Genomic DNA, 26,196 nt, shown 5'->3' with positions numbered 1-26,196 from the left:
TTCAACTCCCCGCAAGTAACCGATCTAAATGGTCAGCAAAATTTTTGCGATCAACGTTGGTTAGAGGCGGAGGGCCTCCCGACTGAATGCCGCTGCTTCGCATGGTGTCCATAAAGTCGCGTATATTGAGACGCTGACGAATATTGTCCGGCGTAAATAGTTCGCCTCGGGAGCTCAGAGCTTTTGCACCTTTCTCGATAACTTCTGCCGCCAGAGGAATGTCGCTGGTTATCACCAGGTCGCCGGCTTCACAGCGACGGACAATTTCATGATCAGCCACATCAAAACCACTGCCTACCTGAACCATATGGATAAACTTCGATTTTGGTGTCTGAATACGCTGGTTTGCGATTAAATAAAGGTGTAGCTGCTTACGCTGCGCCGCTCGAAACAGAATCTCTCTTATAGCCAGTGGGCAGGCATCGGCATCAATAAATAAAGTCATTACTAATAATCCATGAGTCTATATTAGAGTAAATGGTTCTAAGCCTATTACCTTGTAATGCGTTTACTAAGCTACTATTTAGTTGTTACCAATAAAGGTTATCAACAATGACTCCAGGAGTAACTTTATGACATTACGTATTGGCGATACTGCACCAGACTTTACCATTGATACCACTCAGGGTTCGATAAAATTTCATGACTGGGCAAAGGGCTCCTGGGTGTTCTTCTTCAGTCACCCGGCTGACTACACCCCTGTTTGCACCACCGAAATGGGAAGAACAGCACAACTGGCCCCTGAGTTTGAAAAGCGCAATGTCAAACCGCTGGGGTTATCAACTGACACTGTGGATGCGCACAAAGGCTGGATTGAGGATGTAAACGACACTCAAAGCACCGTCTTAGAGTTTCCTATTGTAGCGGATAAAGATCGTAAAGTTGCTGAACTCTACGACATGATCCACCCAAACGAGAGCGCAACCGCTACTGTACGTTCAGTTTTCATCATCGACCCCAACCAGAAGGTTCGGCTTATCATGACTTATCCCATGACGGTAGGTCGTAACTTTAATGAAATTTTACGTGTTATTGATGCGCTGCAAACGACCGATCGCGAAGAAGTTGCCTGTCCGGCGGACTGGGTTCCTGGCGACTCAGTTATCATTCGCCCGACAGTAAGCGATGAAGACGCAAAACAGAAGTTTCCGCAAGGTTGGAAAACGCTGCGCCCATACTTACGTCTGACCGATATCAAATAGCTTTAACTTTCGTTTTCGAGAGACTGCTGGCGTTCTGCCCACACGAGTAGTTCGCCCAGCGGCTTCGGTTTACAGAATAAAAAGCCCTGCATTAATGGACACCCGTGTTCGACCAGGTAGCGGTATTCGTTTTCAGTTTCGACACCCTCAGCAACCGTTTGTATACCGAGGTGCTCGACCATATTTAAGATGCCACCCGTTATTGCAGCGTTATGTCTGTTATGGTCAATGTTCTCAATAAAGCTGCGGTCAATCTTCAGTTTATTTACGGGCAGGACATTCAGGTATCGCAAACTGGCAAACCCGCTTCCAAAATCGTCAATTGCAACATCAAGACCTAACTCGCGCAGGTGTTGTAAAAGTTCAGCGATACGCTGAGTGTCGTTAACCAGCACATTCTCTGTTATTTCAACGGTAATTTCACCCGGCTTTATATTAAATTCTTCGAGCACAAACTTGGTTTTACTAATAAAGTCGTCACGATAAAACTGAATGGGCGAAAAATTCACAGAAACAGTGTTAATACCGTAACGTTTCAGCTCACTTAAGTCTTGGCAGGCCTGTCTAAGAACCCATTCACTAATTTGGATAATCTGACCTGTACGCTCAGCAATAGGAATAAAGTCCGCTGGAGAAACGTAGCCTTTGGCTGGGTGGTGCCAGCGAATCAACGCTTCAGCCCCTGAAATTTGCCCTGTACTGGTCATGATGGGTTGATAAAACAGCTCAAATTGCTTCTTGGCCAGCGCTTCCTGAATTTGTGTCCGCAGAGCAACCTTGTAGCCCAGCCCCTCATCAAGCTTTTCGGAGTACCAGCAAACTGCATTACCGCCGCGCTTCTTCGCTTCATACATTGCTACATCGGCGCGCTGAGTCAGTTCCATGGGATGCTTATATTGAATATCGTTTGCGGCAACGCCAATGGCTGCCGACAAGGAAACTTCAATCTCATCGATACGAAATGGTTCGTCGAAAATAGCTAATACTTCGGTACATAAAACATTAATCTGCTCTGCTGACCCCATGCTTTGGATAACAGCAACAAATTCATCTCCGCCAAAGCGGCAAATCAGGTTAGGTTCACGGATTACCTGCTGCAGACGCTGCGCAGTTTCAATTAACACCTCGTCACCAAGGTAGTGCCCTAAACTGTCATTTATCGGTTTAAACCCATCCAAATCAATAAACAGCACAAAAACGGCTTGGTTCGTGTCATTGGATACTAACTGTTGTAGTCGCTCTTCCATGGCACTTCGGTTGGCTAACTGCGTTAAACTGTCATGTGAGGCATAAAAAGCTAAAGCATCCTCTCTTTGGACTCGTTCCGTAATATCGCTTTGTAACCCAATAAAATGCGTTACTTTGTTATCCGGGGCCTTAACCGGTGCTATTAAGAGCTCATTCCAAAACATGCTTCCATCTTTGCGGTAGTTCCGAATAACACTTTTTATTTCTCGTTTTTCCTGCAAAGCTTTTCGAATCTCATTAATCGCCTTTGGATCCGTGTCTGGGCCTTGCAGTATGTTGCAACTTATCCCTTTCATTTCGGTAAGAGAGTAACCGCTCATTTTCTCAAAAGCGGGGTTCACATAAAGAACCGGGAAACCTTTTTTATTGGCTTCGCTAATAACGACGCCATTAACACTGGCATGCACGCTACTTCGAAAAACTTTAAGTTTTGCCTCATTCGCCCGATGCTCAGTAACCTCTTTAGCGACACCATGCACCCCGGTAACTTCGCCATCAATAATAATTGGGATATTGGTTATTGATAAGTCATGCAGTTGCCCCATTCTGTCCGCAACTTTAATTTCGTAAGATTGAGGGGTGCCTTTTTTTGCTGTTTCAAAGTACGTTAGCGTTCTTTCCCGCTCGGTTTCCGGAACCGCCAGCTCGTAATGTTGCCCCAGCAACTCTTCCTCACTAAGAAGTAAAAGCTCGCAAACTGCACGATTAACGCTGGTGAAGTTTCCGTTTAAATCCAATGTAAAAACTGAATCGGGGTTGTATGTAAATAAGGAGCGTTGATGTTGCTCTAAACGAACCTGCGCTTTTCGTTGCTCTTCTTGCTCGAGGATTAAGGCAACTAAGTCGCGGTTACGTACAATCAGTTCCAGCTCACCCCCGGTTGGCACTCTCGGCTGGGCAAAGTAGATAGCGAAAGTTCCTATAACTTCACCCTCTGCAGCCCCAAAAATGGGGTGAGACCAACAAGCAGCTAAGCCGTACTGATTAATTAACGGCATGAACGCCTCAAAACGCTCATCGTTCCTCATATCGGCAGCCAGAACGGGTTCACCGATGGCGGCTGCGGTACCGCAGCCGCCTGAACCATCAGCAATTTTTAATCCATTTAATTCATTAGAAAAGGAGCGGGGTAATGAAGCTGAAGCAGCCGTTGATAAAGTTTTGTTGTCTTTATTTGCCACCATGATAGAACACATGGCGCCATCAATTTGAGATTCAATTAGGTGACAAATACCCAGCAAGCGGCCCTCAATATCCCGCTGCTGGGCCAGGGCATTAAACGTATTATAATGAGCCTGAATTAACTGATTTAATCCCTGGTACTTCTTATCCGCTCTTTTACGGACCACGCTGACAAAAACTGTCGCAGTAATCAGGAGCAGCACGACTCCTGTCGCTATTTGACTGTAACTGAGTAAGTTATCTTGCATTAGTCCGCTGCATAATTGTTCCTGGCTTATTTAATTCGCTGCACTCTTAGTCGACGATTTGAATCTTCTCGCCCGAAGAAAAAGGAGTTCAACGCACCGCGCTCAATGTAATAGGTATCATCATCGTCCCAGGAAAAGTAACCCCGGCTATCGATTTGCTTCCAAACCTGACCATTAGTCAGCTCAATTTGCCATTTCTTGTAAGGGTCTTGCTTTTTGCTGGCAACTTCTACTTCCAACCTTTCAATCGTATTATTTTGACTACCTTTGTGCTCCATACCAAAGTTCTGCTCTGCGGCATTGTCGCTCCGCTTGCTCCGTTGCTTAGCCTTAGCTTTCATCTCTTCGGCCTTGCTTTGTCCTCGGGCTTTCATCTCTTCCGCTTTAGCTCTACCTTTAGCTTTTTCGTCCTGAGGTTCACCTTGCTGACGCTTGGCTAAGTTGTCATAGCACACCAAGCGCTCCAGTGAGTCTTCAATCGCCGCGCATTCCTTCATTGTTTCCTGTTGCGCTCCGGCCGTACCGGCAATAATGAATAACGTTGCGCCTAGTAGTTTTCTATACATACATCCGTCCTGCTCTAATTTTTAATAACGTAAAGTAAGAGTATCGCCTTTCTGCATTAACTCAAATTCTTTCAATGCACTCATGCCCAAAAGTATGACATCGCCGTCCATCCCGGGTGTAATTGAAGCAGCAACATTGCTCAACTGAATATCACCCAGCTGCAAACGATCAATTTCTGTACGGTATGTTATAACACGTCCATTGGCGGTTTGGGACATTCCCTGACGTCCCTTACGAAGTCCGAGCTTTTGCGCTAAACCTTCGGGAATAGCGACCAGGGTAGCTCCGGTATCTAATAAAAATGTCACCGACTGCCCGTTAACCTTTCCCCGGGCTACGTAATGGCCCATACGGTTTTGTTCCAGCACGACTGTGACCTGCCCATTGTCTACATGACTTTGAACCTGAGAGTTAGGATTAAACTGTTGCTGAAGTTTGTCTTCAAAAAACCAAACCAGCATAGCAATAGCAAGCCCCCATGCAATAAACATGAAAGGCTTACCGAATGAATTCGTTCGAGCCACTTTTATCCTTTTACTAATTTTCCGTCACTGTCTTCAACTTTGACATTGACATCAATACCGTTACGGACACTCTGAGTGACCACACAAAAGTCCTCAAACTGCTCCAAAGCTCTTTCAAGATGACTCAGCGTTGCCGAGGCATTTCCCAATTTTATATCGACGTCCATACTGGCAATACGCCAACGACCATCAACTCTGTCAAGATGCCCTTTCACTTTGGCACTTACTTTACCCGGTTCGTCTTTAAACTTACGCAAAGCAAACATTAAGCTAGCGGCAAGACAGTTAGCCACTGACGCAGCCAAAATACGAGAGGGATTTGGACCCTGACCTTCTCCTAGCGGCTCTGGCTCATCTGAAACAAGCTCACCATAACTACCAAAGTCGACAAGAAACTTATAATTATCAACCAGTTCCATTGAAACAGAAAATTCTTTTTCCATGCTTCTCTCCTCAGTTATCGTAGGGCAAGCCTTGCTTCTTAACTTCATCAGTTCTTTGCTGTCGCAGCCCAGAAACCTCTTCCACTGACCAACCCTGCAAATTATTCTCAATAAGCTGTGTCAGCGCAATAATATGATCACTTTCGGCATTTAGGGCTGAGATATACTCGTACCGTTCACCACCGCTTTCCATAAAGTATTCTCGGTTCTCCTCGCCAATTTCTTCAACCGTCTCTAAACAGTCTGAAGAAAAGCCCGGACAAAATACCTGAACAGACTTAATGCCTTTTCCGGGAAGCGCTTTCATGGTCATATCAGTATACGGTTGTAGCCACTCCTCGCGACCAAAACGCGACTGGAATGTTGTCAGGTATTCTTCCTCACCAAGTCCCAGACGTTCAGCCAGTAAACGTGAGGTTTTGTAGCACTCACAGTGGTAAGGGTCGCCATTTTTCAAGTAGCGTAACGGAATACCATGGTAAGAAAATAGTAACTTATCAGTGCGCCCATGCTGCTCCCAGTGCCTCTCAATGCGTTTTGCTGCCGCTTCAATAAACGGCGGGAAGTCATGGTAATGAGTAATAAAACGCAGTTCAGGTAACCAGCGGCGTTTGGTGAAATCTTTTGCCAGAGCATCAAAAGTTGAGGCTGTGGTAGATGCTGAATATTGCGGGTATAGCGGCAGAACCAGTAATTTCCGTACCCCTTTTTGCATCATATTCTCGACCACATCACCCAACGCCGGATTCCCATAGCGCATGGCAAAGTCGACGACAATATTGTCGCCCCAGGTTTCCTTCAGTTTTTTCTCAATAGCAGCGGCTTGATCCTGAGTATGAAAAAGCAACGGCGAGCCGCGTTCTGTCCAAACAGTTTCATAAGCCTCGGCTGAACGTTTCGGACGAAATCGAAGGATCACGCCGTTTAATATGAAGTACCAAAGCAGGCGAGGAACCTCAACCACCCTTGGGTCAGACAGGAACTCTTTTAAATAGGGCTTGAGCGCGCCCTTCGTTGGAGCTTCAGGAGTGCCCAAGTTAGTCACCAGCACCCCTATTTTATCTGCCTGTCCATGAGAAAATGCAGGGCTTCCTCGATATTTCATTTTCAGTTACCTTTTAACAATACGCTTAATGCAAAGTTTACGTAAGTTTTAACGGCTTCGATCCCTATTTGCAAAGAAATAACGCTACACTAAACCGATAAATACTATCGAAATTAATAAATTGACGCGCCAATGACAGAAAACACAAAGACGCAGCAATGGTATCAGAAACTTGCCAGTTCCCCCCATGCTCTGGTACTTCTCTTTTTTCTTTCTGCTATGGAAGCAACCTTACTCCCCATTGCTTTAGAGTTAGTACTCGTGCCTTACATGGTGCTTGAGCGCAAACGCATCTGGCTAGTAGCCTCGGTTGCTTTAGCTGGCTTTATGGCAGGTGCCGTTGGCGGTTACTACATTGGCTTTGCGCTGTTCGACACTGCGGGCGAATGGTTTATCAGCTACTTGTCCATTCAGGACTATTATCAGGAGTTTCAGGAAACACTAAAAGAAGACGGCTTTGTCGCTATTTTCTTAGTTGGTGTGACTCCGGTCCCCTTCCAGGTTGCCATGCTGGCTGCCGGAGCTGGCGACTACCCACTTTCTCTGTTTTTATTCGCCGCAGGTGCAGCGCGCGCTTTAAGATATTATGTATTAGCGCTTATCGTTTTGTGGTTAGGGCCTTATACTGAGCGCTTATGGGGTAAGTACGCAGGTCCTGTCGGCTGGTCAATTCTGATTCTGGCAGGAACTATGTTATTACTGACGCAATTTCTGTAAGCATTTAGGGTACTAATGTTTTTACTTATTGTTTTTGCCATCATTGCGGTGGGTGTTTCGTTCGTTTGTTCGGTTTTAGAAGCGGCTCTTTTATCGGTTACGCCCAGTTATGTTGCACAATTAAAAGAGAGCAGGCCTAAAACCCATCAGCAATTACGCAAGCTAAAAGACTCTATTGATAAACCTCTCGCGGCTATACTAACACTCAATACGATAGCACATACAGCCGGAGCAGCCGGTGTTGGCGCTCAAGTCGGAGTGGTTTTTGGTGATGGCTACCTGGGTGTCGCTTCAGCCGTTATGACGCTGCTTATTTTGGTGTTATCTGAAATTATCCCTAAGACTATCGGGGCCAAGTTCTGGCGACCCATTGCACCTTCGCTTCCTCCCATACTTAACTTTATGATTTTATCACTTAAGCCTTTTATCTGGCTCTCTGATCAAATTACAAAACGTATTGGCAGCGGTGAAGCGGACATTGATGTTCGCTCGGAAATTAAAGCCATGGCAACTATTGGTCACGAAGAAAAAGCTTTAGACGATGACGAGCGCCGGGTAATCTTAAACATTCTTGATTTACATGAAATTCGCGTGCGTCAAGTAATGACACCTCGCACAGTCTGCGAGTCGATTAACCCGAGTTTAAGTATGCTGGAAGTCAGCGAGAAGATCCGCAAGTTACCTTTTTCACGCTACCCGGTTATTGACAGCGAAGAGGAACCTCAGGGCATCATTTTCCGAAGTGATGTTTTAGATGCTGACGAGTCAGACGCATTAAGTGACATTGTCCGCCCCGTGGAAATAGTAACAGAAACTGTGAGCGTGGAAGCGCTAATGAGTCATCTCATCAAAGAGCGCCAGCATCTTGCTTTGGTTTACGACGAACACGGCAGTTGGCTCGGGCTCATTACTCTGGAAGATATTATCGAAACCATACTGGGCACGCCCATAATGGATGAAACCGATAACATTGCCAGCTTACGCCGCTATGCTCGCCAACGCTGGGACAAAAGGCTCAAGCGCGACCCAAAGCAGGCGAAGAGCCAGCAAGGTAATGATTAACCGAAACAATTGGTCAAAGCGTTGGTTGGTGATTTTTTTCAACCAATGCAGACCAACCCAGGTACCAACAAAGCCGGCGGCAATCATTGCCAACACCAACGGCAGCCAATCCTGAAAGACAAAGCCTGCCATGCCAAAAACTAACGCTTTAGGGGCATGCTGCATGGTCATTACAGCAGAAAATGTCGCGACCGTTTGCAACCTTTCACTAAAACGAGCTTTTACAAAGGCCGCTACCAGCGGCCCTGACGCCCCGACAAATAGCGAAATAAAACCGGTTACCAAACCTCCGCCAACTAAGCCTGCCCGGCCGCGGAAGCTTTGCGGCAACTTAGGCCCCCAGGTCAGCCAGATTAAAAATAACGCGATGGTAATTTGCAAAAAATGCGTGGGAAGCTGAACCAATAGTAGACTACCAATAAAGGTTCCCAGCAGACCAAAAGGGACAAACCAGGCAACGGTAGGCCAGTGAATGTGCTTCCATGACAACCCGGTACGGCCCACATTAGAACCCATTTGCACCAGTCCGTGTACCGGTATCACCGCGCCCCCCGGCAAGACCAATGCCATCATACCTATCAATACTGCACCACCACCTGCACCAGCTACAGCTGTCAGTAGTGAGGTTGCGGCCGACAAAAGAACTAAACCAAAAAACAAAGCGTCGCTTACCATGGCTTTACTGCTCCCAGGAAACCTGATTTGCGCTGATCAGGATCAAAACGGTATAATCCGCGCGATTTTAAATAGGGCTCCGGATTTACGTTCCGGACCGCTGAAAAAGGTAACATGATATGTATATTTGTGCGGCATTGTACAAGTTTGTTGAGCTCAATGACTATAAAGAGCTGCGTGAACCGCTGTATCAAACGCTTATTGCAAACGATGTAAAAGGCACTCTTTTATTAGCCCGCGAGGGTATTAATGGCACTATCTGTGGTACTCGCGAGGGTATTGATAACGTGCTCGAGTACTTGCGTTCGGACGAACGTTTTGTGGATATTGAACACAAAGAGTCCCCCAGCGACGGCCAGGCTTTTTACCGCACCAAGGTTAAGCTTAAAAAAGAAATTGTAACTTTAGGCGTTGACTGGGTTGATCCCAAAAGCTCTGTTGGCACTTACGTTGACCCCGACAAATGGAATGACTTAATTGCCGACCCGGAAGTTCTGGTTATTGATACCCGTAATGAATACGAATATGCCGTAGGTACGTTCGAAGGTGCTGTTAACCCCAAAACCGATACCTTCCGTGAGTTCCCTGAGTACGTTAAAGAGCACCTGAATCCGGAAAAACACAAAAAGGTCGCCATGTTCTGTACTGGCGGCATCCGCTGTGAAAAGTCGACCGCTTATCTTAAAGAACAAGGCTTTGACGAGGTCTACCACTTAAAGGGCGGCATTCTTAAGTATTTGGAAATGATGCCCGAAGAGAAAAGCAGCTGGAATGGCGAATGCTTTGTCTTCGACCAACGGGTTACTGTTAAGCATGGCCTGGAACCCGGTGAATACGACCAATGTTACGCCTGCCGTATGCCAATAACCAAAGAAGAAATGCAGTCTGAGCACTACCAGAAGGGCGTCAGCTGCCCGCACTGCTTTGATAAAACCACAGCCGAACAGAAAGAACGTTTTGCAGAACGCGAACGTCAAATTCAACTGGCGAAAGCCCGCGGCGAAAAACACATTCGTGACGGTAAAGTCGAAAGCCTCAGTTGATCTGCCTCACTGCAACTCCGTAACCTTTATGTAAGCTATAGCTGACAGTTATCGATTTTAACTGTCGGCTTTATCGGTTTTCATCGCTTTCTTTAACTCTATGATTCAACTATTGTTAAGGCATAACGATGACAAAGGAGGGTTTATGAAACAGTTAAGCGTTATTGGTTTAGACCAGAAAAAAGCAGAGAAGCTTGGCGACAAGTTGAATGAGTTGCTCTCAAACTACCAGGTTTTTTACATGAATGTTCGCGGCTTCCATTGGAACATTAAAGGCGAACGTTTCTTCGAATTGCACGCTAAGTTTGAAGAAACCTACGACGACCTACTGCTGAAAATTGATGAAATTGCAGAACGTATTCTGACTCTGGGTCAACGCCCTCAGCATGCTTACTCGACCTATATCAAGAACAGTGAAATAGAAGAAGTAAAAGACGTTCACGAAGGCCGCGCCTGTGTAGCTAATATTCTGGACAGCTATCAGACTACAATTCGCCTGCAACGTGAAATTCTTGAAATTTCTGACGAAGCTGGTGATGAAGGTACTAATGCACTAATGAGTGACTACATTAAAGAGCAAGAAAAAACAGCGTGGATGCTGACCTCTTACTTAGGAAACTAAACTGTCAGCCTGGCCAAATAAAAAACGCCCCTTTGAAAGGGGCGTTTTCGTTTCTATTGGTAGGCCATACAACACCTAGAACGTGTAGTTCAGACGTGCATAGTAATAACCACCATTGATACCAAACGGGAAGGTTTCCCAACCGTATTTAAAGCCGGCATCAGAGAATGGCGAGCCTGCACTGCCCCACTCATCCGGGTAAGTATCAAATAAGTTATTGGCACCAACTCGTACGTTCAGGTTACTGGTAAAGTCGTAACCAACAGAAAGGTCGGTTAACCACTTGCCACCCCACTCATGACGAACACCTGTGAAAGCCTGGCCTTCAACAGCACCGAAGTAATTTAAGGCTAAATTGACGTTCCAGGCATCTCGAGTCCAGTCACCACTTAATGTTGCTTTTTCACTGGGCTGTCCTTCTTCAAGGCGCAACACTTGGGTATCGTTAAAGATTTGTTCGCCGGGAATTAACGACGAAACCGAATTCACCTGCTCAACATCGGTGTTCATAAAACTCATGGCCGCGGTCAAGTTCAGGTTACCGTCAAACAACTCAGTAGGATAAGACGCGATAACATCTAAACCTGTTGTTTTAGTATCAACAGAGTTGGTAAAAAACTGCGCCGCACCCAGGTTATTATCCTCCAGGACCTGGCCAAACTCCGCACCGACACTGGCTGTTAAAGATTCCGACAAAACAATCCGATCATCGATATTAATTTGGTAGAAATCCATTGTTAGATCAAAGCCACTGTCGAAGCGCTTAATTAAACCTAAACTAATACTCTCAGAAGTTTCTTCCTCGAGTGCGTTAATACCAAACTGACGCGCCACTTCATCATCATTAGCTATGGTTCCTGTTTCCACCAAGGTCCCATTAACAATATTTGTCGATACCTGACTGTAATAAATTTGCTGCACACCCGGCGCACGGAAGCCTGTCGCTACCGTTCCTCGAACAGAGAAGTCGCTATCGATGTCATAACGAGCAGAAAGCTTACCTGAGATGTTGTCACCCGCTATGTCGTAGTCTTCGTAACGCAACGCACCGGCTAACAAAAAGTCAGGAGTCACATAATATTCTGCATCGACATAAGCACCATAGCTGTCACGAGTTGCATCCACAGCCTGGCTTGGGCTAAAGCCCGGGAAGCCTTGTATACCAGCCTCTGCACCAGCTCCCGATGGCGTTACGATTTCCACACTGGGATCATTGGTCCGGCCATAAGCCCAGGAAACAGGGTCACCCGGATTTATCTCATAACCATCCTGGCGCATTTCCAGGCCGAAAGCTAAATAAAGCAGTTCATTGTCTATATCAACGGTTCCGTTAAAGTCTAAGTTGAACGTAGTTTGCTCAAACACTAACTCACCGTCAAAGGCTGACGTAGGGGTTTCACCGTAAATGCCGCCATCTGGGTGAGGTTCATAGTACCAACTGACATTCGCTGAGTTCGATGAATTAAAGCCGAATTCATTTTTACCGTAGACAACGCTCGCGTCCCATAACCAGGCATTCGGCAGATCACCTCGAATACCAACCGCCAGAGACTGGTCATCCGCCTCGGTTTCTAGTTTTGGTAAGAAGCCGTCCGGATAAATGGCTTCGATTGTTCTGGGGTGTCCTCTACCACGGAAAAAGCCCGAAGATCCACCATCGCGAGTTGAAACGCCACCGAAGGCATAGAGTTCTGTGCTGGAGTTCAAGTTAAAGCCGGAGTTAAACCAGGCGTATAAGTTTTCAGAGTCTGCGTCACCAATATGCAGGCGAACCACAGGGTCGCCACTGGGCGACGACCAGTCACCAATCAATGAGGCTTCAGCTGGTGCCGCGCGATTTGTCATACCACGGTCACGGTATTCTAACGTTCCGTTGAAAAAGCCTTTATCAAACTCTTTACCAAAGTTGATACCAACGGTATTAACTTCGCCATCGCCTTCATAAGTTTGTCCAACTTCCGCTGAAATACTTCCGCCGTCAGAACTTTTCAGCGTAATGTTAATGACACCAGCTATCGCATCAGAACCGTACTGAGCGGCGGCTCCATCACGAAGAATTTCAACACGCGCAACCGCTGTAATAGGAATCGCGTTAATATCGTAACCAGCAGAGCCTTTACCAATCGTTTCCTGTACGTTCACAAGAGCTTGTTGGTGGCGACGCTTACCGTTAACCAGCACCAATACCTGGTCAGGGTTAAGTCCCCGCAAAGTAGCCGGACGAATAATATCGGAGCCATCAGAGATAGTGGTACTGGAGAAGTTAAAAGACGGTGCACTCATTTGCAGAGCTTTACCTAATTCCGTTGCACCGGTATTCACCAGTTGCTCAGCAGAAATAATATCGATAGGCGATGCCGACTCAGTTGCTGTACGGCCGTTCACTCGAGAACCCAGAGTAACAATACGCTCCATCGATTCGTCTGACTCTGCATTAACGTCTGCCTGCTGTGCAAAACCGGTATTCGGAATTGCTAACGCGGCAGACAGTGAAAGGGCTAAATAACCCAGCTTGAAAGATGCTCTGCTCATAGTTCCGCCTTACTTTTGTTATTTTCGTTTTAAATGCGATCAGCCCTTTAACAATTACCGACATTTTTCTGGTTTGGGAATATATCAGATGACATAGATCAAAATTTCGTAAGGAAACTTGAAGATCTTGCTCACTGCTTTATATTGATAAGTTGTTAACACAACAAAAGGAAGACTTTATGACTCGTATCGTAGGTATTGTTCTATTAGTTGTTGGTGCTATTTTACTGTATTTTTCTTATGAAGCTTCTCAGTCTCTGGCTTCTGAAATGTCTGAAATGGCGACAAATGAGCCAACTGACAACACCATTTGGTATTTAATTGGTGGGGTTGCCGCTGTGATTGTTGGCCTCTACGCGGTAATTCGCGGAAAATAACGGATTCGGTTAGCCAGGCGTATCAACCTGATACGTCTGGCAATCGCAATGCACTAAAGGTTGCAATAACGCCTATAGCAGCCAGCACCCACAGTACCGCAGCTACGCCGTAAGCAGCATCAACCCAGCCCAACAATAAACCCGCTAAAAGCACAACACCCATTACTGTGTTAGATACGGCGGTCAATTGCGCTCTATTATCCTGAGTTGCCATATCCACCAAGTAAGTTTTTCGCCCAACCCTGGCACCATGGTGAGCCACCGCTGAACTGAACAGCAAAGCAGCTGCCACCCATTGCATACCTAACGCATCAGGAGCCCAATAATAAAGGGCTAAAGCTATCCCCATAACCAGGGTCGACATAACGGAAGCGGCAGCCATAACATGATGACTGGCTGAGTCAGACCAACGCCCCCAAAAACGCCCTGCCAGTAAACCAGCAAGCCCACTGGCCAGCATTAAGCTGCCTAAGCTTGTTAACTCGGCTTCGCCTTCTCGCTGTATTAAAACCACAATGTAAGGAATGGCGAAAGCAGCCGCTACCAATAACGCACGTGATACTACAAAATGACCAAACTGACGATTCTGCCAAAGCAGCGACATTGATTTTACTGCTTCGGTCAACGCATTGCCGCCGCCTTCTGTTGCCCCTGCAACTTCAGGGATCCCTGCATAAAGCAGTGCAGCAACCACCCATAACGCGACTCCCGCCCCTAGAAGAGCAACAAACAGAGGCCGCTGACCATCCATCTCCGGAGCAAAAATGATAACGAGTGCGGTGAGTAAGGTCAGCAGCCCGGCAGCCGAAGCCGCGACACCCGACATGCGCCCTCTGCGGGTTTTAGACACCGTTTTTCCCGTCACATCTTTGTTGGCCACCGAACAAATGCCTCGCGACAAACTGAACAGCGCCAACAATATAACGACCGACCAGCCCAGCATATCGCCATCTAAGGTCGCTACTGCAAACAACATGGCCAACAGGGACAGCGCCTGACCGATACTACCGGCAACCCAGAACCATTTGCGTACTGGTTGTTCACGAAGCTTTTGAGCAACAAAAAGCTGAGGTAATAGAGCTAATGATTCGCGTAGTGGTACCAGCGCACTAATGAATATAGCAGGGGCTCCGAGCGAACTCAGCATCCACGGCAGTACCAGACGGGCGCTGACGAGGCTATCGCCCAACTTTGTTAACATTAACGATAGCAACATTAAAACAAACGAACGAGGCTGCTCATTACAGGCTGATTCAGGAATGTCCTTACATACACGGGCATCTTCGTCTTCCGCTAAATAGCCGTACACGCGTTCGGTCAATTTTTTTTCCGTCATGGCAATGTGTTCACATTAAGAGGTATGTCGGAACAAATGCTGCCACACTTTGTTCAGCCATTCCACAAACTCACACCATTGTGACAAACGTTGCCGATCAACCTGGTAGTGAGTTCGTTTTTCATAATCAGAAATTAAACGCTCAACCATTTCGCTATTTAACTGATTAATTTTTATGGTACTGGCAATATCAAACAGCGGATTCCCTATGCCCGCATATTCCCAGTCGATGACTCTCATTGGGTCGGTCATCAATATGTGGTTCATCGATAAGTCGTTATGACACAACACAGGAAAACTGAGCCAGTCATCAAGAACTGAGGCAATGGGTTTTAGCTGCTGTCGCATAACAGTTACAGAGGGTGCGTCAAAAGCTTGCAGTTGCTGCAAGTAATGCTCAATCCGCTCCGCCATTGACCAGGGTGGAACATCAACGCGCACGGAGTGAATTTTGGCCAGTGTCTCAGCCAGCACTGTGGCTTTAATTAACGGAGATAAAGTGACCTGCTCTAGCGAAGGGGCTTTGTAATAAGGTTGTAATAGCCAACCTTGCCCAGTGTGGTAATCCAATACTTCCGGCGCTAAAGAGAGCCTGGCCAGCTGCTGCTGAAGCGATACTTCCCGCTCTCTATCAACCGCAAATACTTCTTCATTCCGCCAACGTTTCAATACGTAGTCGTCAGTGTCCGTTATTAAGCGTAAGGCCTGATTGGACTGCCCGGACGCTAAAAGCTGTATTTCTTCTGGCTTATCTATCACCCAACTTCGCCTACGGAATTTAAATGGGTGTCATGGCGCCAGCGCCACATGGCGTAAACAACCAGAATAAGGTAAACAACAAAAAGCAAAGCAGTAGCAACAAAGCCTTTGCTGGCGTACAAATAAACATAAACACTGTCTATGACCAGCCAGTACCACCAGGTTTCATACGCCTTCTTGGTTACCAGCCAGGTAGCCAGCAAACTGAATACGGTTGTATAAGTGTCTAACCACACAGCGTCCGCGTCTGTGTAGACCGACAACAAATAAGCAATTAAAGCGGCCAGGGGAACTAACCAGGCCCATTGTATAAGGTGCCATCGCAGCGGATACTTTGCACCGTCAGGGCTCTCTTTTGCGGCGCTTTGCTGACGTTGCCATTGCCACCAGCCATATCCGGCCAAAGCAATGTATATAGTCTGCAGCAAAGACTCCATATACAACCGGCCCTGCCAAAACAATACGGCGTAAATAGTACAGCTGACCGCGGCAGCAGCCCAACACCATTGTCGTTGATGCGCGGCCAGTACGAGATAGCCAAGCGCCAGAACTAAAGCGGTCAGCTCCCAGGGGGAACTGACCATTAGCTGTTCAAGCCAGAACTCGAGCGAAGACTCAAGCATTCTCCGGCCTTAAATCCTTATTAATAAACTTACAAACCAGAACATTCGAAGGCACATTTTGAAAAAGCAGTTCCATTTCTTCACCTAAAATACGCATAACGTCCTGCATCTCACCAAAGACTTGGGTGCTCATCGTATTGGTCAGAACCGTTAACTCTGAATGCTGGTTTAAGCGCTCAATAAAGTCTTTTATGGTATCCAGATAGTTGTCAGCTAAAGGATACAACGACATTTCCACTGAAACTTGCATGTTACCCTCCTTTAAAACGACTTACTGACAGTAACCCCAAAGCGGCGGGGTTCACCATACTGCACGTAAGTTTCGGGGATGTACTCTTTACGTGGGTCATTACCAAAATAGAAGCCACGAACTTCATAGTCTTCATCTGTTAAATTACGACCCCAGAAACTGATACGCCAGTCTTGGTAATGATAGTTCAACGCAAGGTGCAATACTGCCATGCTATCGGCTTTTTGGTTATGCGAATCGGAGAAATAGAATTCATCTTTGCCGTCGGCCTGAATCACCCACTGGAAGTTCTCGCCGACCCAGCCCTCAAGGCCAATATTAAACTGGTAGTTAGGTGCTTGCGCCTGTTCACGGCCCGTCATGTCCATACCGTCTTCCGTTACAAAACCGTCAATTTCGGTTTTTAACCAACTGGCGGAAGCGAAAACAGCCAGCCAGTCAGTAAACTGATTTCGAATTTCTGCTTCCAGGCCATAGCCCGTGCCTTCCGCTGCATTTTCGATATAACCGACAAAAGACTGATCGCGATTCACCCAACCTTTTAGCTGAACATCGTCGCGCCAGTGGTAAAACGCGCTAACCCGTGAAGTTAAACGGCCATCGGGGCTACTACCTTTAACACCTAACTCAGTACTCCAGAGAATTTCGGGCGCGAAAGTTGCTCGCTCTAATAGATAGTTTTCTAATTCTTCCAGTCCCTGATCTTCAGCTTTACCCAGGGCTTCCCCATTAACACCTCCGGCTTTATAACCTCGAGCTACTGTTGCGTACAGGTAACTCTCATCGGAAGCTTGGTAGCGCAGACTGAAATTCCCGCCAACCATAGTGTCTTCTGGTTCTGCCGTGACGCCCCGACTGTCCAGATAGTCATTGTTATAACGCTCAACCCGCAAACCGGTAATGGTGCTAACACGGTCAGTCCAATGTTGGGTCAACTCGCCGTACAACGCACCGTGCTTGCTGTCATAATCGCTTTCAAAAATGGCCGGCACGCCTAAATCCCAATTAAAGTAATCGCGGGTTAACTGTACCGACTTATCGTAGTAATACAGGCCCAGGACCCATTCACTGTCAATGCCCAAAAGAGCTTCAGGATCATCTGAAAGCCAGCGAACTTCGGCTGTTTTGTCGTCACGTTCACGGAAGTACGCGTCAAAAGAAGAATATTCCCAGCCCGGAGCGATACCTTCGTAAGTCCAGTCTTCATCGTAGGCATAACCCGTGTCGGCATCTAGCTGGTTAACGGACATTTCCAGTCGGCTGTTATCAAAGCCCAGGTAACTCAACTGCAAACGCAGCGCCTGACTTTCTAAACGGTCAAAACCCGGCTCATCAGACAGAGTCTCGCGCGTGTTATCCAGACTGAAAGCGTCGTAACCATTATCGACATCGTTATAATGCAGAACCGTCTGCAGTAACCAGTCTTTGCTAAGCTCAGTATCGAGCAGTAAGCGGGCACTTAACTCATCGCGCTGTTCAGTGTCATCCCTATCCAGGTAAGTATTTTCCATATAGCCGTCTTGCTGGAACTGACTGACTGAGAAACGCGCGTTACCCAATACTCCCAGGCTACCGCCCATGGCTAAACCACCCATGGCTTCAGAATAATTTCCCGCCGATAACTGAAATTCACCGTTGAAATCGCTGCTCGGTGCCGTGCTATCAAGCAACAATAAGCCGGCCATCGCATTCACTCCAAAGCGACCACTTTGCGGACCACGGAAAACTTCGACCTGATTAATATCGAAAAGCGATGCGGCACTGCCTAGTCCGCTGTAATCAATGCCATCAATCAATAAGCCGACAGACGGTGTCACCGGATCAACAAACTGAGAACGCTCGCCAATACCACGAATTTGAATGAAACGAGCCGTGGAGGTACCACCTGAGAAGTTTACGTTGGCAAAGCTATTCAGGGTGTCCTGTAAATGCTGAGAGTGACGCTGCTGCATGGCGTCTTTATCGATAATAGAAACACTGCTGGTGGTTTCATTTAAGGTACGGCGGTGAAAGTCACCACTCACTTCAATAATTTCTATGTCTTGCGTATCTTGAGTGTCTTCTGCAACATCAGCAAATACAGGTGACGTGAATAGCGCAGTAGTTATGCTGGCTGCCAGGTATGAATGGATTATTTTCATGGATCATTTCCTCAAAACAACAGAGTCAGAAACGATCCGGTAAGGCTGTATTAGACGGGTTTTCTACCATCCCTACGCCAGTATTAACCGGATCAGGTTTTAAGGGTTCGCTAATGCATCTCAGCCGTTGCCGGCACCCCTTGGTAAAGCGGCGTCAGTATAACGCAGCTTATTCGTTAAACAAATTTACTTTCAGTACAATTAAATGAAGGACAGGGCATCGCCGTAAAGATTCTCTAACGGCACGCCTTTAGCCACAAAGTCGTCGCGGATAACGCGCACCATCTCAAAACGTCCAGCCATATAGACCTCACAGTCCGGCAAGTTTTTCTGTCTCGCCATAACCGCATGATGTACTAAGCCAATTGAATAAGACCAGTCGTTATCCGCGTCTTCGACCACCGGATGATAATCGAAATGTTCGTACTGGCCTGCTAAACGTTCCAATTCGTCATGCAAATACAGGTCGCTTAGGCTTTTTGCTCCCCAATAAAGGCTTAGTGAGCGCTCTGGTGACAAGCGTAAATGCTGCTGCAAAATAGAGTAAGCATAAGAAAACCCTGTACCACCGGCAATTAAAACCGCAGGCTGGGTACTTTCCTGACGATAAAAGGCACTACCATCCGGTGCATCAATCTCTAGTTCCCCGTCGGCGCGCACTTTATCCAAAACTTCCATTGCGTAGCTGTTATCCGGCGTAGCACCAACATGAAGTAACCACTCACTTTTATCTGAAGGACATGAAGCAATGCTAAAAGGCCGTTTGTCTCTTTCACCCATGACTACCATCAGATATTGGCCTGCTTTAAATTTAACCGGTTGCGGCAGTTGCAAACGCACTTCCCAAACAGCGTCCGCTAACTGGCGCGAAATATCGGCTTTACAGGTCATTTGTTGACTCATTCACGACTCCATAATGTTCAATTCGTCCCAAAGCTGGTCGACACGTTGCTTAACATCATCACTCATGACAATAGGCTCGCCCCATTCGCGGTCGGTTTCGCCTTGCCACTTATTGGTTGCATCCATACCCATTTTTGATCCAAGACCAGACACCGGAGAGGCAAAGTCGAGGTAATCAATTGGCGTGTTTTCAACCAAGGTAGTGTCGCGTGCCGGATCCATTCGGGTCGTCATGGCCCAAATCACATCTTTCCAGTCTCGCGCATTCACATCGTCGTCGCACACAATCACAAACTTGGTGTACATAAACTGACGAAGGAACGACCAGACCCCCATCATCACGCGCTTGGCGTGGCCCGGGTACTGCTTCTTCATAGTGACTACTGCTAAACGGTACGAACAGCCTTCCGGTGGCAAATAAAAATCGACAATTTCAGGAAACTGTTTTTGCAGCAACGGAATAAAAACTTCATTTAAAGCAACGCCCAGCACCGCAGGTTCGTCCGGCGGACGTCCGGTATAAGTGCTGTGATAAATTGGGTCTTTACGATGAGTCACATGAGTCACGGTGAATACCGGGAACTCATCCACTTCGTTGTAATACCCGGTATGGTCGCCATAAGGCCCTTCCGGCGCCATTTCGCCCGGCTCGATGTAACCTTCAAGAATGATTTCTGCATGCGCCGGTACTTGTAGTTCATTACTGATGCATTGCGTCACTTCGGTTTTGCTGTCGCGCAGCAGCCCGGCAAAAGCATATTCAGACAAGCTGTCCGGCACCGGTGTTACTGCACCTAAAATGGTCGCAGGATCAGCACCTAAGGCTACCGACACAGGGAATTTTTCACCCGGATGCTGCTGACACCACTCCTGGAAATCCAACGCGCCGCCGCGATGCGACAACCAGCGCATAATAAGCTTATTCGGCCCCAAAAGTTGCTGGCGATAAATGCCTAAGTTCTGGCGCTCTTTATGTGGCCCTCGAGTTACCGTAAGACCCCAGGTCACTAACGGCGCTACATCACCCGGCCAACAATGCTGAATCGGCAACTTAGTTAAGTCAACGTCATCGCCACTCATGACCACTTGCTGACACGGCGCCTTTTTAATGCTTTTCGGCGACATACTCAGCACTTTTTTGTACTTAGGCAGTAAATTCAGTGCGTCACGAAAGCCTTTAGGTGGCTCCGGCTCTTTTAAAAACGCCAGTAACTTACCGACATCCCGTAAAGCGGTCACCGATTCCTGCCCCATACCTAAAGCCACCCGCTCTGGCGTACCAAACAGGTTAGCTAATACCGGCATATCGTGGCCTTTCACGTTTTCAAACAATAAGGCAGGGCCTTCGGCTTTTAAGGTGCGGTCTGATATTTCGGTAATTTCTAGGTAGGGATCGATTTCTTGTTGGATGCGTTTAAGTTCACCGCGCTCCTCCAGGAGCGCGATGAAATCGCGCAAATCTTGATATTTCATACGCCGCTTAGCTGTTGCGTTGACGTTTCATCGATTCGAAGAATTCGTCATTGGTTTTGGTCATCTGCAGACGGTCAATCAAGAACTCCATGGCTTCAACTTCGCCCATTGGATGCATGATTTTGCGCAGGATCCACATTTTCTGCAGCTCGTCCGGAGTCGTTAACAACTCTTCACGACGTGTACCTGAACGATTGAAATCAATGGCAGGGAACACACGACGTTCAGCCAGCTTACGATTCAGGTGCAGCTCCATGTTACCGGTACCTTTAAACTCTTCGTAGATGACTTCGTCCATCTTCGAACCAGTATCAATTAGGGCCGTTGCAATAATGGTTAAGCTACCACCTTCTTCAACATTACGAGCAGCGCCGAAGAAACGCTTCGGCTTATGCAATGCGTTAGCGTCCACACCACCGGTTAACACTTTACCGGAACTTGGAATAACGGTGTTATAAGCACGGGCTAAACGAGTAATTGAATCCAGCAGAATCACCACGTCTTTTTTGTGCTCAACCAGGCGTTTCGCTTTTTCGATAACCATTTCAGCTACCTGAACGTGACGGCTGGCAGGTTCATCAAAGGTTGAGGCAACCACTTCACCATGCACCAGGCGATGCATTTCGGTAACTTCTTCCGGACGCTCATCAATCAACAGAACGATCAGTTCAGCATCCGGGTGATTCGCCGCAATAGAAGTCGCAATATTCTGCAATAGTAAGGTTTTACCCGCTTTTGGTGGCGCGACAATAAGCCCGCGCTGACCTTTCCCGATAGGGGCAGATAAGTCCAGTACCCGTGCCGTGATATCTTCTTTACTGCCGTTACCACGCTCTAAGTGAAAACGCTCTTCCGCATGCAGCGGTGTTAAGTTTTCAAATAAGATTTTATTGCGGGAGTTTTCAGGCTTGTCGAAGTTAACTTCGCGAATTTTCAGCAGGGCAAAATAACGTTCACTGTCTTTCGGTGGGCGAATTTTCCCGCCGATAGTGTCACCCGTACGCAGGTTAAAGCGACGAATCTGGCTTGGGGAGACGTAAATATCGTCCGGACCAGCCAGGTAAGAGGAGTCGGCTGAACGCAAGAAGCCGAAACCATCCTGCAGAATTTCCAGCACACCGCCACCGTGAATGTCTTCACCACTTTTAGCATGCGCTTTTAAAATAGCGAAAATGATGTCTTGCTTGCGCAAGCGGGCCATATTCTCAAGGCCCATTGAGTCCGCGAGCTGAACTAGCTCGTTTACGGGTTTGTCTTTAAGTTCTGTTAGATTCATAGGAGGGTTTTCGAGTTATCGATTGAACACAAAGCCTTTTTTAATTTGACTCTAGAAAGTAAAACAATTGGAACTTTCGGAATTCGCGAAGTGCGAAACCAGAAACAGAAGTTTCATTTTAAAACAGGTTAACCGGTGGAGTTGGTGAACCCGTATGAACAGTTAATGAGCAGAAGTTATCACCAAAAAAGCAATCCGTCCAGTTTTCTCAACAAAAACGGCGCATAACGCGCCGCTTTTTGACAATCATTAAATATGCTGCTCAAGGAACTCGGTTAACTGAGCACGTGATAATGCGCCCACTTTGGTTCCAACAACTTCACCGCCTTTAAACAACAATAACGTTGGAATGCCACGAATGTTGTACTTAGGTGGTGTTTGTTCATTATGGTCGACATTCAGCTTGCCGATAACCAATTTGTCAGCGTATTCGCTGGCAATGTCATCAAGAATAGGCGCTACCATTTTACATGGTCCACACCACTCAGCCCAAAAGTCGACTAATACGGGTTTATCGGAATTAATGACATCAGCATCAAAACTGTCATCACTTAGCTGAACTATTGCGTCACTCATGGTACTCTCCGCTACTTTCTTCGCGTGGAAATATTAGAATAGTATTATTTCTGTTTTTGAATACAAGCGCAAACTGATATGCTTATAACTTATGACTAAAACACATCTTACAGAAACTCGCTTTGCTGATTTGGCGCTTCACCCCAAAATCCAGCAAGCAATATCCAGTGCCGGATTCGAGTATTGTACTCCAATTCAGGCGTTAAGTCTGCCTGTTGCTCTCTCTGAGCGTGATGTTGCCGGCCAAGCCCAGACAGGTACAGGAAAGACCTTGGCATTTCTGCTGGCTACTTTCAACCGCTTAATGCAGAACGAATCGTCCGAAAAAACAGAATCGGGGCCGCGCGCACTCATTATGGCTCCTACTCGCGAACTGGCTATTCAGATAGCGCACGACGCCGATGCTCTTATTGAGCACTGTGGATTAAAAATGGGCGTTATCTATGGCGGCGAAGGTTACGAAGGCCAAAAAGAGCAGCTAGCTTCACAACCCGACATACTGGTTGGTACCACAGGCCGACTTATTGATTTTTATAAGCAAGGTCTGTTCAGTCTCAATGACATTGAGGTTGTGGTTCTGGATGAAGCTGATCGCATGTTTGACCTTGGCTTTATCGATGACATTCGTTATTTGTTGCAGAAAATGCCGGAACCGGCCAAGCGCTTAAACCTGCTGTTTTCAGCAACATTGTCTTATCGCGTGCAAGAACTCGCCTACGAGCACATGAACGCACCAACGAAGCTTGAGGTCGAACCGTCACAGAAAACCGCGACACGGGTAACCGAAGAGTTGTTCTACCCCTCGAAGCCGGAAAAATTCCCGTTATTACTCACGCTTATTGAAGAAGACTGGCCGGATAAAGCTATCGTTTTCGCAAATACCAAGCATGGTTGTGAGAAAGTACACGGCTGGCTGGTTGCGAATGAACACCGCGCAGGTCTGCTCACCGGCGATGTCCCGCAGAAAAAACGCTTACGCATTCTGGAAGACTTTGCCGAAGGTAAACTCGACTTTTTAGTCGCAACCGATGTTGCGGCACGTGGTCTGCATATTCCCGAAGTGACGCATGTGTATAACTTCGACCTGCCTGACGACTGCGAAGACTATGTACACCGTATAGGCCGTACCGGACGTGCCGGTGCCAGTGGTGCAGCTATCAGCCTGGCGTGCGAAGAGTACGTCTACAACTTACCGGCTATTGAAGACTATATTGGTCATACAATTCCGGTAACCAAATACGACCCTGACGCTTTACTGTCAGACTTAAGACGCCCTCGTCCTGTACAGCGTCGCCGTCGCCACAACTCTGGCGGCGGAAGCAAAGGTAAGCCTCGTGGTCGTCGCTCAGGACCACCGCGCAACGCGTCGTAATATGCCTGCAAAAAAGCGCAAACTCGCTGCCATCGACATGGGATCCAACAGTTTTCATTTGTTGATGGCAGAAGTTTCCATGACCGGGTTCTTCCCTAAACCCCGCATTTTGGCTCGCCATAAGCAAAAGGTTCGTTTAGCTGACGGACTCGATGAGAATGACAGCATAGACGACCCGGCTATTTCACGCGGTGCACAATGCCTGAATTTGTTTGCGAAAGAGCTAGAACGTTTTCAGCCACATGCCGTTAAAGCAGTGGCGACTGCTGCTTTGCGTAAAGCCAGTAATCAAGCACAACTTCTTGCGAAATTTGAAGCTGTGCTGGGCTCTCCCATTGAAATCATTACCGGTGAACGCGAAGCCGAATTGATCTATTCCGGCGTTTGCAGTGCTTCTCAATGCAAAGACAAGGTCCTGGTTATTGATATTGGCGGCGCCAGCACGGAAGTTATTGCAGGCAACGGCTCCCGGGCCAATATTCTCAACAGTCTCGATATGGGCTGTGTGGTTTTTCAAAACCGCTTCTTTAAACAGGGGCACATTGACAGCGAAAGCATTGAGCAAGCGTCAAAAACCGCCGAGCAGTTACTTGCTCCCTATGTTGATGACTACCAAAAGCATGGCTGGTTAAGAGTATTGGGAGCGTCAGGTACTTTTCGTGCAATCAGTGAAATTGCGACAGCAGAAGGCCTGCAGGTACTAAGCCGGGATTGGTTAGGTCAACTGATTCAGCGATGTATTGAACAGGGACAAGTGGAACGCCTTAATTTTGCCGGCTTAAGGGATGACCGTCGTGCTGTTCTAGTTGGTGGAATCACCATACTGTTTGCCGTGCTAAAAACACTCAATGTCGATAAATTTGAGGTTACTACAGGCGCACTGCGCGAGGGGCTACTCGCACAGCTTGCCAATGAAATCACAGCTTAACGTTTCTTCTCAGCTAAGTGTTGGGCAACCGTTTTTGCAAAATAAGTGAGAATGCCGTCGGCGCCTGCACGCTTAAAGCTTAACAGACTCTCTTCAATAACATCCTGACCTAACCAACCGTTAGTAATGGCAGCCTGTAGCATGGCGTATTCGCCGCTCACCTGGTAAGCGAAAGTTGGTACCCCAAAGTTGTCTTTAACCCGGCGCACGATATCCAAATAAGGCATACCCGGTTTTACCATAACCATGTCAGCGCCTTCCTGAATATCCAATGCTATTTCCTGTAGGGCTTCATCTGAGTTTGCAGGGTCCATCTGATAGGTCTTTTTATTGCCACCCTTCAGGTTACCTGCAGAGCCGACAGCATCGCGGAACGGACCGTAGAACGCACTGGCATATTTAGCCGAGTACGCCATAATTTGTGTATTAATAAAACCTTCAGATTCCAGCGCGCTTCGAATAGCACCAATGCGGCCGTCCATCATATCCGACGGCGCCAAAACGTCAGCGCCGGCGCGCGCATGAGACAAGGCCTGCTTAACGAGAATATCGGTAGTAATATCGTTCTGTACATAGCCGCTGTCATCGATAATGCCGTCCTGGCCATGAGTCGTGAACGGATCCAGAGCAACATCGGTCATAACACCCAGTTCAGGAAACTGCGCTTTTATCGCTTTAACTGCACGCTGGGCTAATCCGTTATCGTCATAAGCAGCCTCTGCCATTTCCGACTTTGCCGATGCCGGCGTAACGGGGAATAATGCGACCATAGGAACACCCAGGCCGACCAGCTCTGCACATTCCTGAAGCAGTAAGTCGATACTGACGCGTTCAACACCAGGCATGGAGCTGACTTGTTCGCGCTGACTGTCACCTTCCAGTACAAACATCGGATAAATGAGATCATCAACGCTTAACTGATTTTCCGCCACAAGCCGCCGGCTAAAGTCATGGCGGCGTAAGCGTCGCAGTCGTCTGCCCGGAAAAGCACCCTGGTTTATCATCTTTGACT

26 protein-coding genes and 1 riboswitch are annotated in these 26,196 nt (G+C 47.3%); of the genes, 8 read left to right on the top strand and 18 right to left on the bottom strand.

Features of this window, described 5'->3' with window-relative positions:
- Position 1 precedes the first annotated feature (1 nt).
- Positions 2-445, bottom strand: coding sequence for a YaiI/YqxD family protein (locus VBY75_RS12325; protein WP_054490176.1), 444 nt, complete (start codon positions 443-445; stop codon positions 2-4).
- Between the two features lie 127 nt (positions 446-572).
- On the opposite strand from VBY75_RS12325, the gene VBY75_RS12320 reads away from it, so the two are divergent.
- A complete protein-coding gene (locus tag VBY75_RS12320; protein WP_222235876.1) occupies positions 573-1,202 on the top strand; it encodes a peroxiredoxin in 630 nt (209 codons plus the stop codon).
- Between the two features lie 2 nt (positions 1,203-1,204).
- Here the strand turns inward: VBY75_RS12320 and VBY75_RS12315 are convergent, their stop codons facing one another.
- Genes VBY75_RS12315 through hemH form a run of 5 tightly spaced genes read right to left on the bottom strand, consistent with a single transcriptional unit; the run spans position 1,205 to position 6,519 of the window.
- Complete coding sequence (locus VBY75_RS12315; RefSeq protein ID WP_416512779.1) at positions 1,205-3,880, bottom strand: EAL domain-containing protein; 2,676 nt, start codon at positions 3,878-3,880, stop codon at positions 1,205-1,207.
- A gap of 26 nt (positions 3,881-3,906) precedes the next feature.
- Positions 3,907-4,446, bottom strand: a complete 540-nt coding sequence (locus tag VBY75_RS12310; RefSeq protein WP_416512777.1) for a hypothetical protein — start codon at positions 4,444-4,446, stop codon at positions 3,907-3,909.
- 21 nt (positions 4,447-4,467) lie between these two features.
- Positions 4,468-4,938, bottom strand: a complete 471-nt coding sequence (locus VBY75_RS12305) for a retropepsin-like aspartic protease family protein (protein ID WP_244994784.1) — start codon at positions 4,936-4,938, stop codon at positions 4,468-4,470.
- A 35-nt stretch (positions 4,939-4,973) separates the two neighbouring features.
- Positions 4,974-5,414, bottom strand: coding sequence for an OsmC family protein (locus VBY75_RS12300; protein ID WP_416512774.1), 441 nt, complete (start codon positions 5,412-5,414; stop codon positions 4,974-4,976).
- Between the two features lie 10 nt (positions 5,415-5,424).
- Positions 5,425-6,519 carry a ferrochelatase gene (gene hemH, locus VBY75_RS12295; protein ID WP_416512772.1) on the bottom strand — a complete coding sequence of 365 codons (1,095 nt, stop codon included), beginning with the start codon at positions 6,517-6,519 and terminating at the stop codon, positions 5,425-5,427.
- A gap of 132 nt (positions 6,520-6,651) precedes the next feature.
- On the opposite strand from hemH, the gene VBY75_RS12290 reads away from it, so the two are divergent.
- Both VBY75_RS12290 and VBY75_RS12285 read left to right on the top strand, forming a co-directional pair.
- On the top strand, positions 6,652-7,236 hold the full coding sequence (locus VBY75_RS12290; RefSeq protein WP_054490160.1) for a YqaA family protein: 585 nt from the start codon (positions 6,652-6,654) through the stop codon (positions 7,234-7,236).
- Positions 7,237-7,251: 15 nt separating this feature from the next.
- Positions 7,252-8,298 carry a CNNM domain-containing protein gene (locus VBY75_RS12285; RefSeq protein WP_054490158.1) on the top strand — a complete coding sequence of 349 codons (1,047 nt, stop codon included), beginning with the start codon at positions 7,252-7,254 and terminating at the stop codon, positions 8,296-8,298.
- Here VBY75_RS12285 and VBY75_RS12280 read toward each other — a convergent pair.
- Positions 8,215-8,973: a sulfite exporter TauE/SafE family protein gene (locus VBY75_RS12280; protein WP_222235882.1), complete on the bottom strand. Its 759-nt coding sequence runs from the start codon at positions 8,971-8,973 to the stop codon at positions 8,215-8,217. The genes VBY75_RS12285 and VBY75_RS12280 overlap by 84 nt on opposite strands.
- Before the next feature lie 119 nt (positions 8,974-9,092).
- Here VBY75_RS12280 and VBY75_RS12275 point away from each other — a divergent pair, with 119 nt between their 5' ends.
- Positions 9,093-10,016 carry a rhodanese-related sulfurtransferase gene (locus VBY75_RS12275; RefSeq protein ID WP_416512769.1) on the top strand — a complete coding sequence of 308 codons (924 nt, stop codon included), beginning with the start codon at positions 9,093-9,095 and terminating at the stop codon, positions 10,014-10,016.
- 145 nt (positions 10,017-10,161) lie between these two features.
- On the top strand, positions 10,162-10,638 hold the full coding sequence (locus VBY75_RS12270) for a Dps family protein (protein ID WP_054490152.1): 477 nt from the start codon (positions 10,162-10,164) through the stop codon (positions 10,636-10,638).
- A 75-nt stretch (positions 10,639-10,713) separates the two neighbouring features.
- Here VBY75_RS12270 and VBY75_RS12265 read toward each other — a convergent pair whose 3' ends face one another.
- Positions 10,714-13,170: a TonB-dependent receptor plug domain-containing protein gene (locus tag VBY75_RS12265; RefSeq protein WP_416512767.1), complete on the bottom strand. Its 2,457-nt coding sequence runs from the start codon at positions 13,168-13,170 to the stop codon at positions 10,714-10,716.
- A gap of 179 nt (positions 13,171-13,349) precedes the next feature.
- On the opposite strand from VBY75_RS12265, the gene VBY75_RS12260 reads away from it, so the two are divergent.
- The gene (locus VBY75_RS12260; RefSeq protein WP_054490148.1) at positions 13,350-13,547 is read left to right on the top strand and encodes a DUF3185 family protein; all 198 of its coding nucleotides are present in this window, start codon (positions 13,350-13,352) and stop codon (positions 13,545-13,547) included.
- Between the two features lie 22 nt (positions 13,548-13,569).
- On the opposite strand, the gene VBY75_RS12255 is transcribed toward VBY75_RS12260, so the two are convergent.
- The 9 genes from VBY75_RS12255 to trxA all read right to left on the bottom strand — a co-directional run bounded on the left by VBY75_RS12255 (position 13,570) and on the right by trxA (position 22,884).
- Positions 13,570-14,868: an MFS transporter gene (locus tag VBY75_RS12255; RefSeq protein ID WP_416512764.1), complete on the bottom strand. Its 1,299-nt coding sequence runs from the start codon at positions 14,866-14,868 to the stop codon at positions 13,570-13,572.
- Positions 14,869-14,898: 30 nt separating this feature from the next.
- Entirely contained in the window at positions 14,899-15,642 is a 744-nt protein-coding gene (locus tag VBY75_RS12250) for a phosphotransferase (RefSeq protein WP_416512762.1), read from the bottom strand.
- On the bottom strand, positions 15,639-16,265 hold the full coding sequence (gene pnuC / locus VBY75_RS12245; protein ID WP_416512760.1) for a nicotinamide riboside transporter PnuC: 627 nt from the start codon (positions 16,263-16,265) through the stop codon (positions 15,639-15,641). The genes VBY75_RS12250 and pnuC overlap by 4 nt, the downstream gene beginning before the upstream one ends.
- Complete coding sequence (locus VBY75_RS12240; protein ID WP_054490141.1) at positions 16,258-16,515, bottom strand: YkoF family thiamine/hydroxymethylpyrimidine-binding protein; 258 nt, start codon at positions 16,513-16,515, stop codon at positions 16,258-16,260. The genes pnuC and VBY75_RS12240 overlap by 8 nt, the downstream gene beginning before the upstream one ends.
- An 11-nt stretch (positions 16,516-16,526) precedes the next feature.
- A complete protein-coding gene (locus VBY75_RS12235; protein WP_416512758.1) occupies positions 16,527-18,656 on the bottom strand; it encodes a TonB-dependent receptor in 2,130 nt (709 codons plus the stop codon).
- A gap of 52 nt (positions 18,657-18,708) precedes the next feature.
- Positions 18,709-18,807: riboswitch (TPP riboswitch) on the bottom strand.
- A 50-nt stretch (positions 18,808-18,857) separates the two neighbouring features.
- On the bottom strand, positions 18,858-19,559 hold the full coding sequence (gene fre, locus VBY75_RS12230) for an NAD(P)H-flavin reductase (protein ID WP_222235890.1): 702 nt from the start codon (positions 19,557-19,559) through the stop codon (positions 18,858-18,860).
- The gene (ubiD, locus tag VBY75_RS12225) at positions 19,560-21,032 is read right to left on the bottom strand and encodes a 4-hydroxy-3-polyprenylbenzoate decarboxylase (protein ID WP_199493802.1); all 1,473 of its coding nucleotides are present in this window, start codon (positions 21,030-21,032) and stop codon (positions 19,560-19,562) included.
- A gap of 7 nt (positions 21,033-21,039) precedes the next feature.
- The gene (rho, locus tag VBY75_RS12220) at positions 21,040-22,308 is read right to left on the bottom strand and encodes a transcription termination factor Rho (RefSeq protein WP_011235587.1); all 1,269 of its coding nucleotides are present in this window, start codon (positions 22,306-22,308) and stop codon (positions 21,040-21,042) included.
- 249 nt (positions 22,309-22,557) lie between these two features.
- Positions 22,558-22,884: a thioredoxin TrxA gene (trxA, locus tag VBY75_RS12215; RefSeq protein ID WP_054490132.1), complete on the bottom strand. Its 327-nt coding sequence runs from the start codon at positions 22,882-22,884 to the stop codon at positions 22,558-22,560.
- 91 nt (positions 22,885-22,975) lie between these two features.
- Between trxA and rhlB the strand changes: the two genes are divergently transcribed.
- Both rhlB and VBY75_RS12205 read left to right on the top strand, forming a co-directional pair.
- Positions 22,976-24,256 carry an ATP-dependent RNA helicase RhlB gene (rhlB, locus tag VBY75_RS12210; protein ID WP_222235891.1) on the top strand — a complete coding sequence of 427 codons (1,281 nt, stop codon included), beginning with the start codon at positions 22,976-22,978 and terminating at the stop codon, positions 24,254-24,256.
- Positions 24,219-25,184, top strand: coding sequence for a Ppx/GppA family phosphatase (locus tag VBY75_RS12205; RefSeq protein ID WP_244994785.1), 966 nt, complete (start codon positions 24,219-24,221; stop codon positions 25,182-25,184). The genes rhlB and VBY75_RS12205 overlap by 38 nt, the downstream gene beginning before the upstream one ends.
- Here the strand turns inward: VBY75_RS12205 and hemB are convergent.
- Complete coding sequence (gene hemB, locus VBY75_RS12200) at positions 25,181-26,188, bottom strand: porphobilinogen synthase (protein ID WP_416512754.1); 1,008 nt, start codon at positions 26,186-26,188, stop codon at positions 25,181-25,183. The two genes, VBY75_RS12205 and hemB, sit on opposite strands and share 4 nt — an antisense overlap.
- Positions 26,189-26,196: the final 8 nt, after the last annotated feature.

This window comes from Idiomarina sp. HB (assembly GCF_048059115.1).
Classification (GTDB): domain Bacteria; phylum Pseudomonadota; class Gammaproteobacteria; order Enterobacterales; family Alteromonadaceae; genus Idiomarina; species Idiomarina abyssalis.
The sequence above is the reverse complement of the archived record's forward strand: the minus strand, read 5'-3'. Positions and strand labels throughout refer to the sequence as shown.

Coding starts and splice junctions, on each gene's coding strand:
- VBY75_RS12325 (WP_054490176.1), bottom strand. CDS start 445: ATGACTTTATTTATTGATGCCGATGCCTGCCCACTGGCTATAAGAGAG.
- VBY75_RS12320 (WP_222235876.1), top strand. CDS start 573: ATGACATTACGTATTGGCGATACTGCACCAGACTTTACCATTGATACC.
- VBY75_RS12315 (WP_416512779.1), bottom strand. CDS start 3,880: ATGCAAGATAACTTACTCAGTTACAGTCAAATAGCGACAGGAGTCGTG.
- VBY75_RS12310 (WP_416512777.1), bottom strand. CDS start 4,446: ATGTATAGAAAACTACTAGGCGCAACGTTATTCATTATTGCCGGTACG.
- VBY75_RS12305 (WP_244994784.1), bottom strand. CDS start 4,938: ATGTTTATTGCATGGGGGCTTGCTATTGCTATGCTGGTTTGGTTTTTT.
- VBY75_RS12300 (WP_416512774.1), bottom strand. CDS start 5,414: ATGGAAAAAGAATTTTCTGTTTCAATGGAACTGGTTGATAATTATAAG.
- hemH (WP_416512772.1), bottom strand. CDS start 6,519: ATGAAATATCGAGGAAGCCCTGCATTTTCTCATGGACAGGCAGATAAA.
- VBY75_RS12290 (WP_054490160.1), top strand. CDS start 6,652: ATGACAGAAAACACAAAGACGCAGCAATGGTATCAGAAACTTGCCAGT.
- VBY75_RS12285 (WP_054490158.1), top strand. CDS start 7,252: ATGTTTTTACTTATTGTTTTTGCCATCATTGCGGTGGGTGTTTCGTTC.
- VBY75_RS12280 (WP_222235882.1), bottom strand. CDS start 8,973: ATGGTAAGCGACGCTTTGTTTTTTGGTTTAGTTCTTTTGTCGGCCGCA.
- VBY75_RS12275 (WP_416512769.1), top strand. CDS start 9,093: ATGTATATTTGTGCGGCATTGTACAAGTTTGTTGAGCTCAATGACTAT.
- VBY75_RS12270 (WP_054490152.1), top strand. CDS start 10,162: ATGAAACAGTTAAGCGTTATTGGTTTAGACCAGAAAAAAGCAGAGAAG.
- VBY75_RS12265 (WP_416512767.1), bottom strand. CDS start 13,170: ATGAGCAGAGCATCTTTCAAGCTGGGTTATTTAGCCCTTTCACTGTCT.
- VBY75_RS12260 (WP_054490148.1), top strand. CDS start 13,350: ATGACTCGTATCGTAGGTATTGTTCTATTAGTTGTTGGTGCTATTTTA.
- pnuC (WP_416512760.1), bottom strand. CDS start 16,265: ATGCTTGAGTCTTCGCTCGAGTTCTGGCTTGAACAGCTAATGGTCAGT.
- VBY75_RS12240 (WP_054490141.1), bottom strand. CDS start 16,515: ATGCAAGTTTCAGTGGAAATGTCGTTGTATCCTTTAGCTGACAACTAT.
- VBY75_RS12235 (WP_416512758.1), bottom strand. CDS start 18,656: ATGAAAATAATCCATTCATACCTGGCAGCCAGCATAACTACTGCGCTA.
- fre (WP_222235890.1), bottom strand. CDS start 19,559: ATGAGTCAACAAATGACCTGTAAAGCCGATATTTCGCGCCAGTTAGCG.
- ubiD (WP_199493802.1), bottom strand. CDS start 21,032: ATGAAATATCAAGATTTGCGCGATTTCATCGCGCTCCTGGAGGAGCGC.
- rho (WP_011235587.1), bottom strand. CDS start 22,308: ATGAATCTAACAGAACTTAAAGACAAACCCGTAAACGAGCTAGTTCAG.
- trxA (WP_054490132.1), bottom strand. CDS start 22,884: ATGAGTGACGCAATAGTTCAGCTAAGTGATGACAGTTTTGATGCTGAT.
- rhlB (WP_222235891.1), top strand. CDS start 22,976: ATGACTAAAACACATCTTACAGAAACTCGCTTTGCTGATTTGGCGCTT.
- hemB (WP_416512754.1), bottom strand. CDS start 26,188: ATGATAAACCAGGGTGCTTTTCCGGGCAGACGACTGCGACGCTTACGC.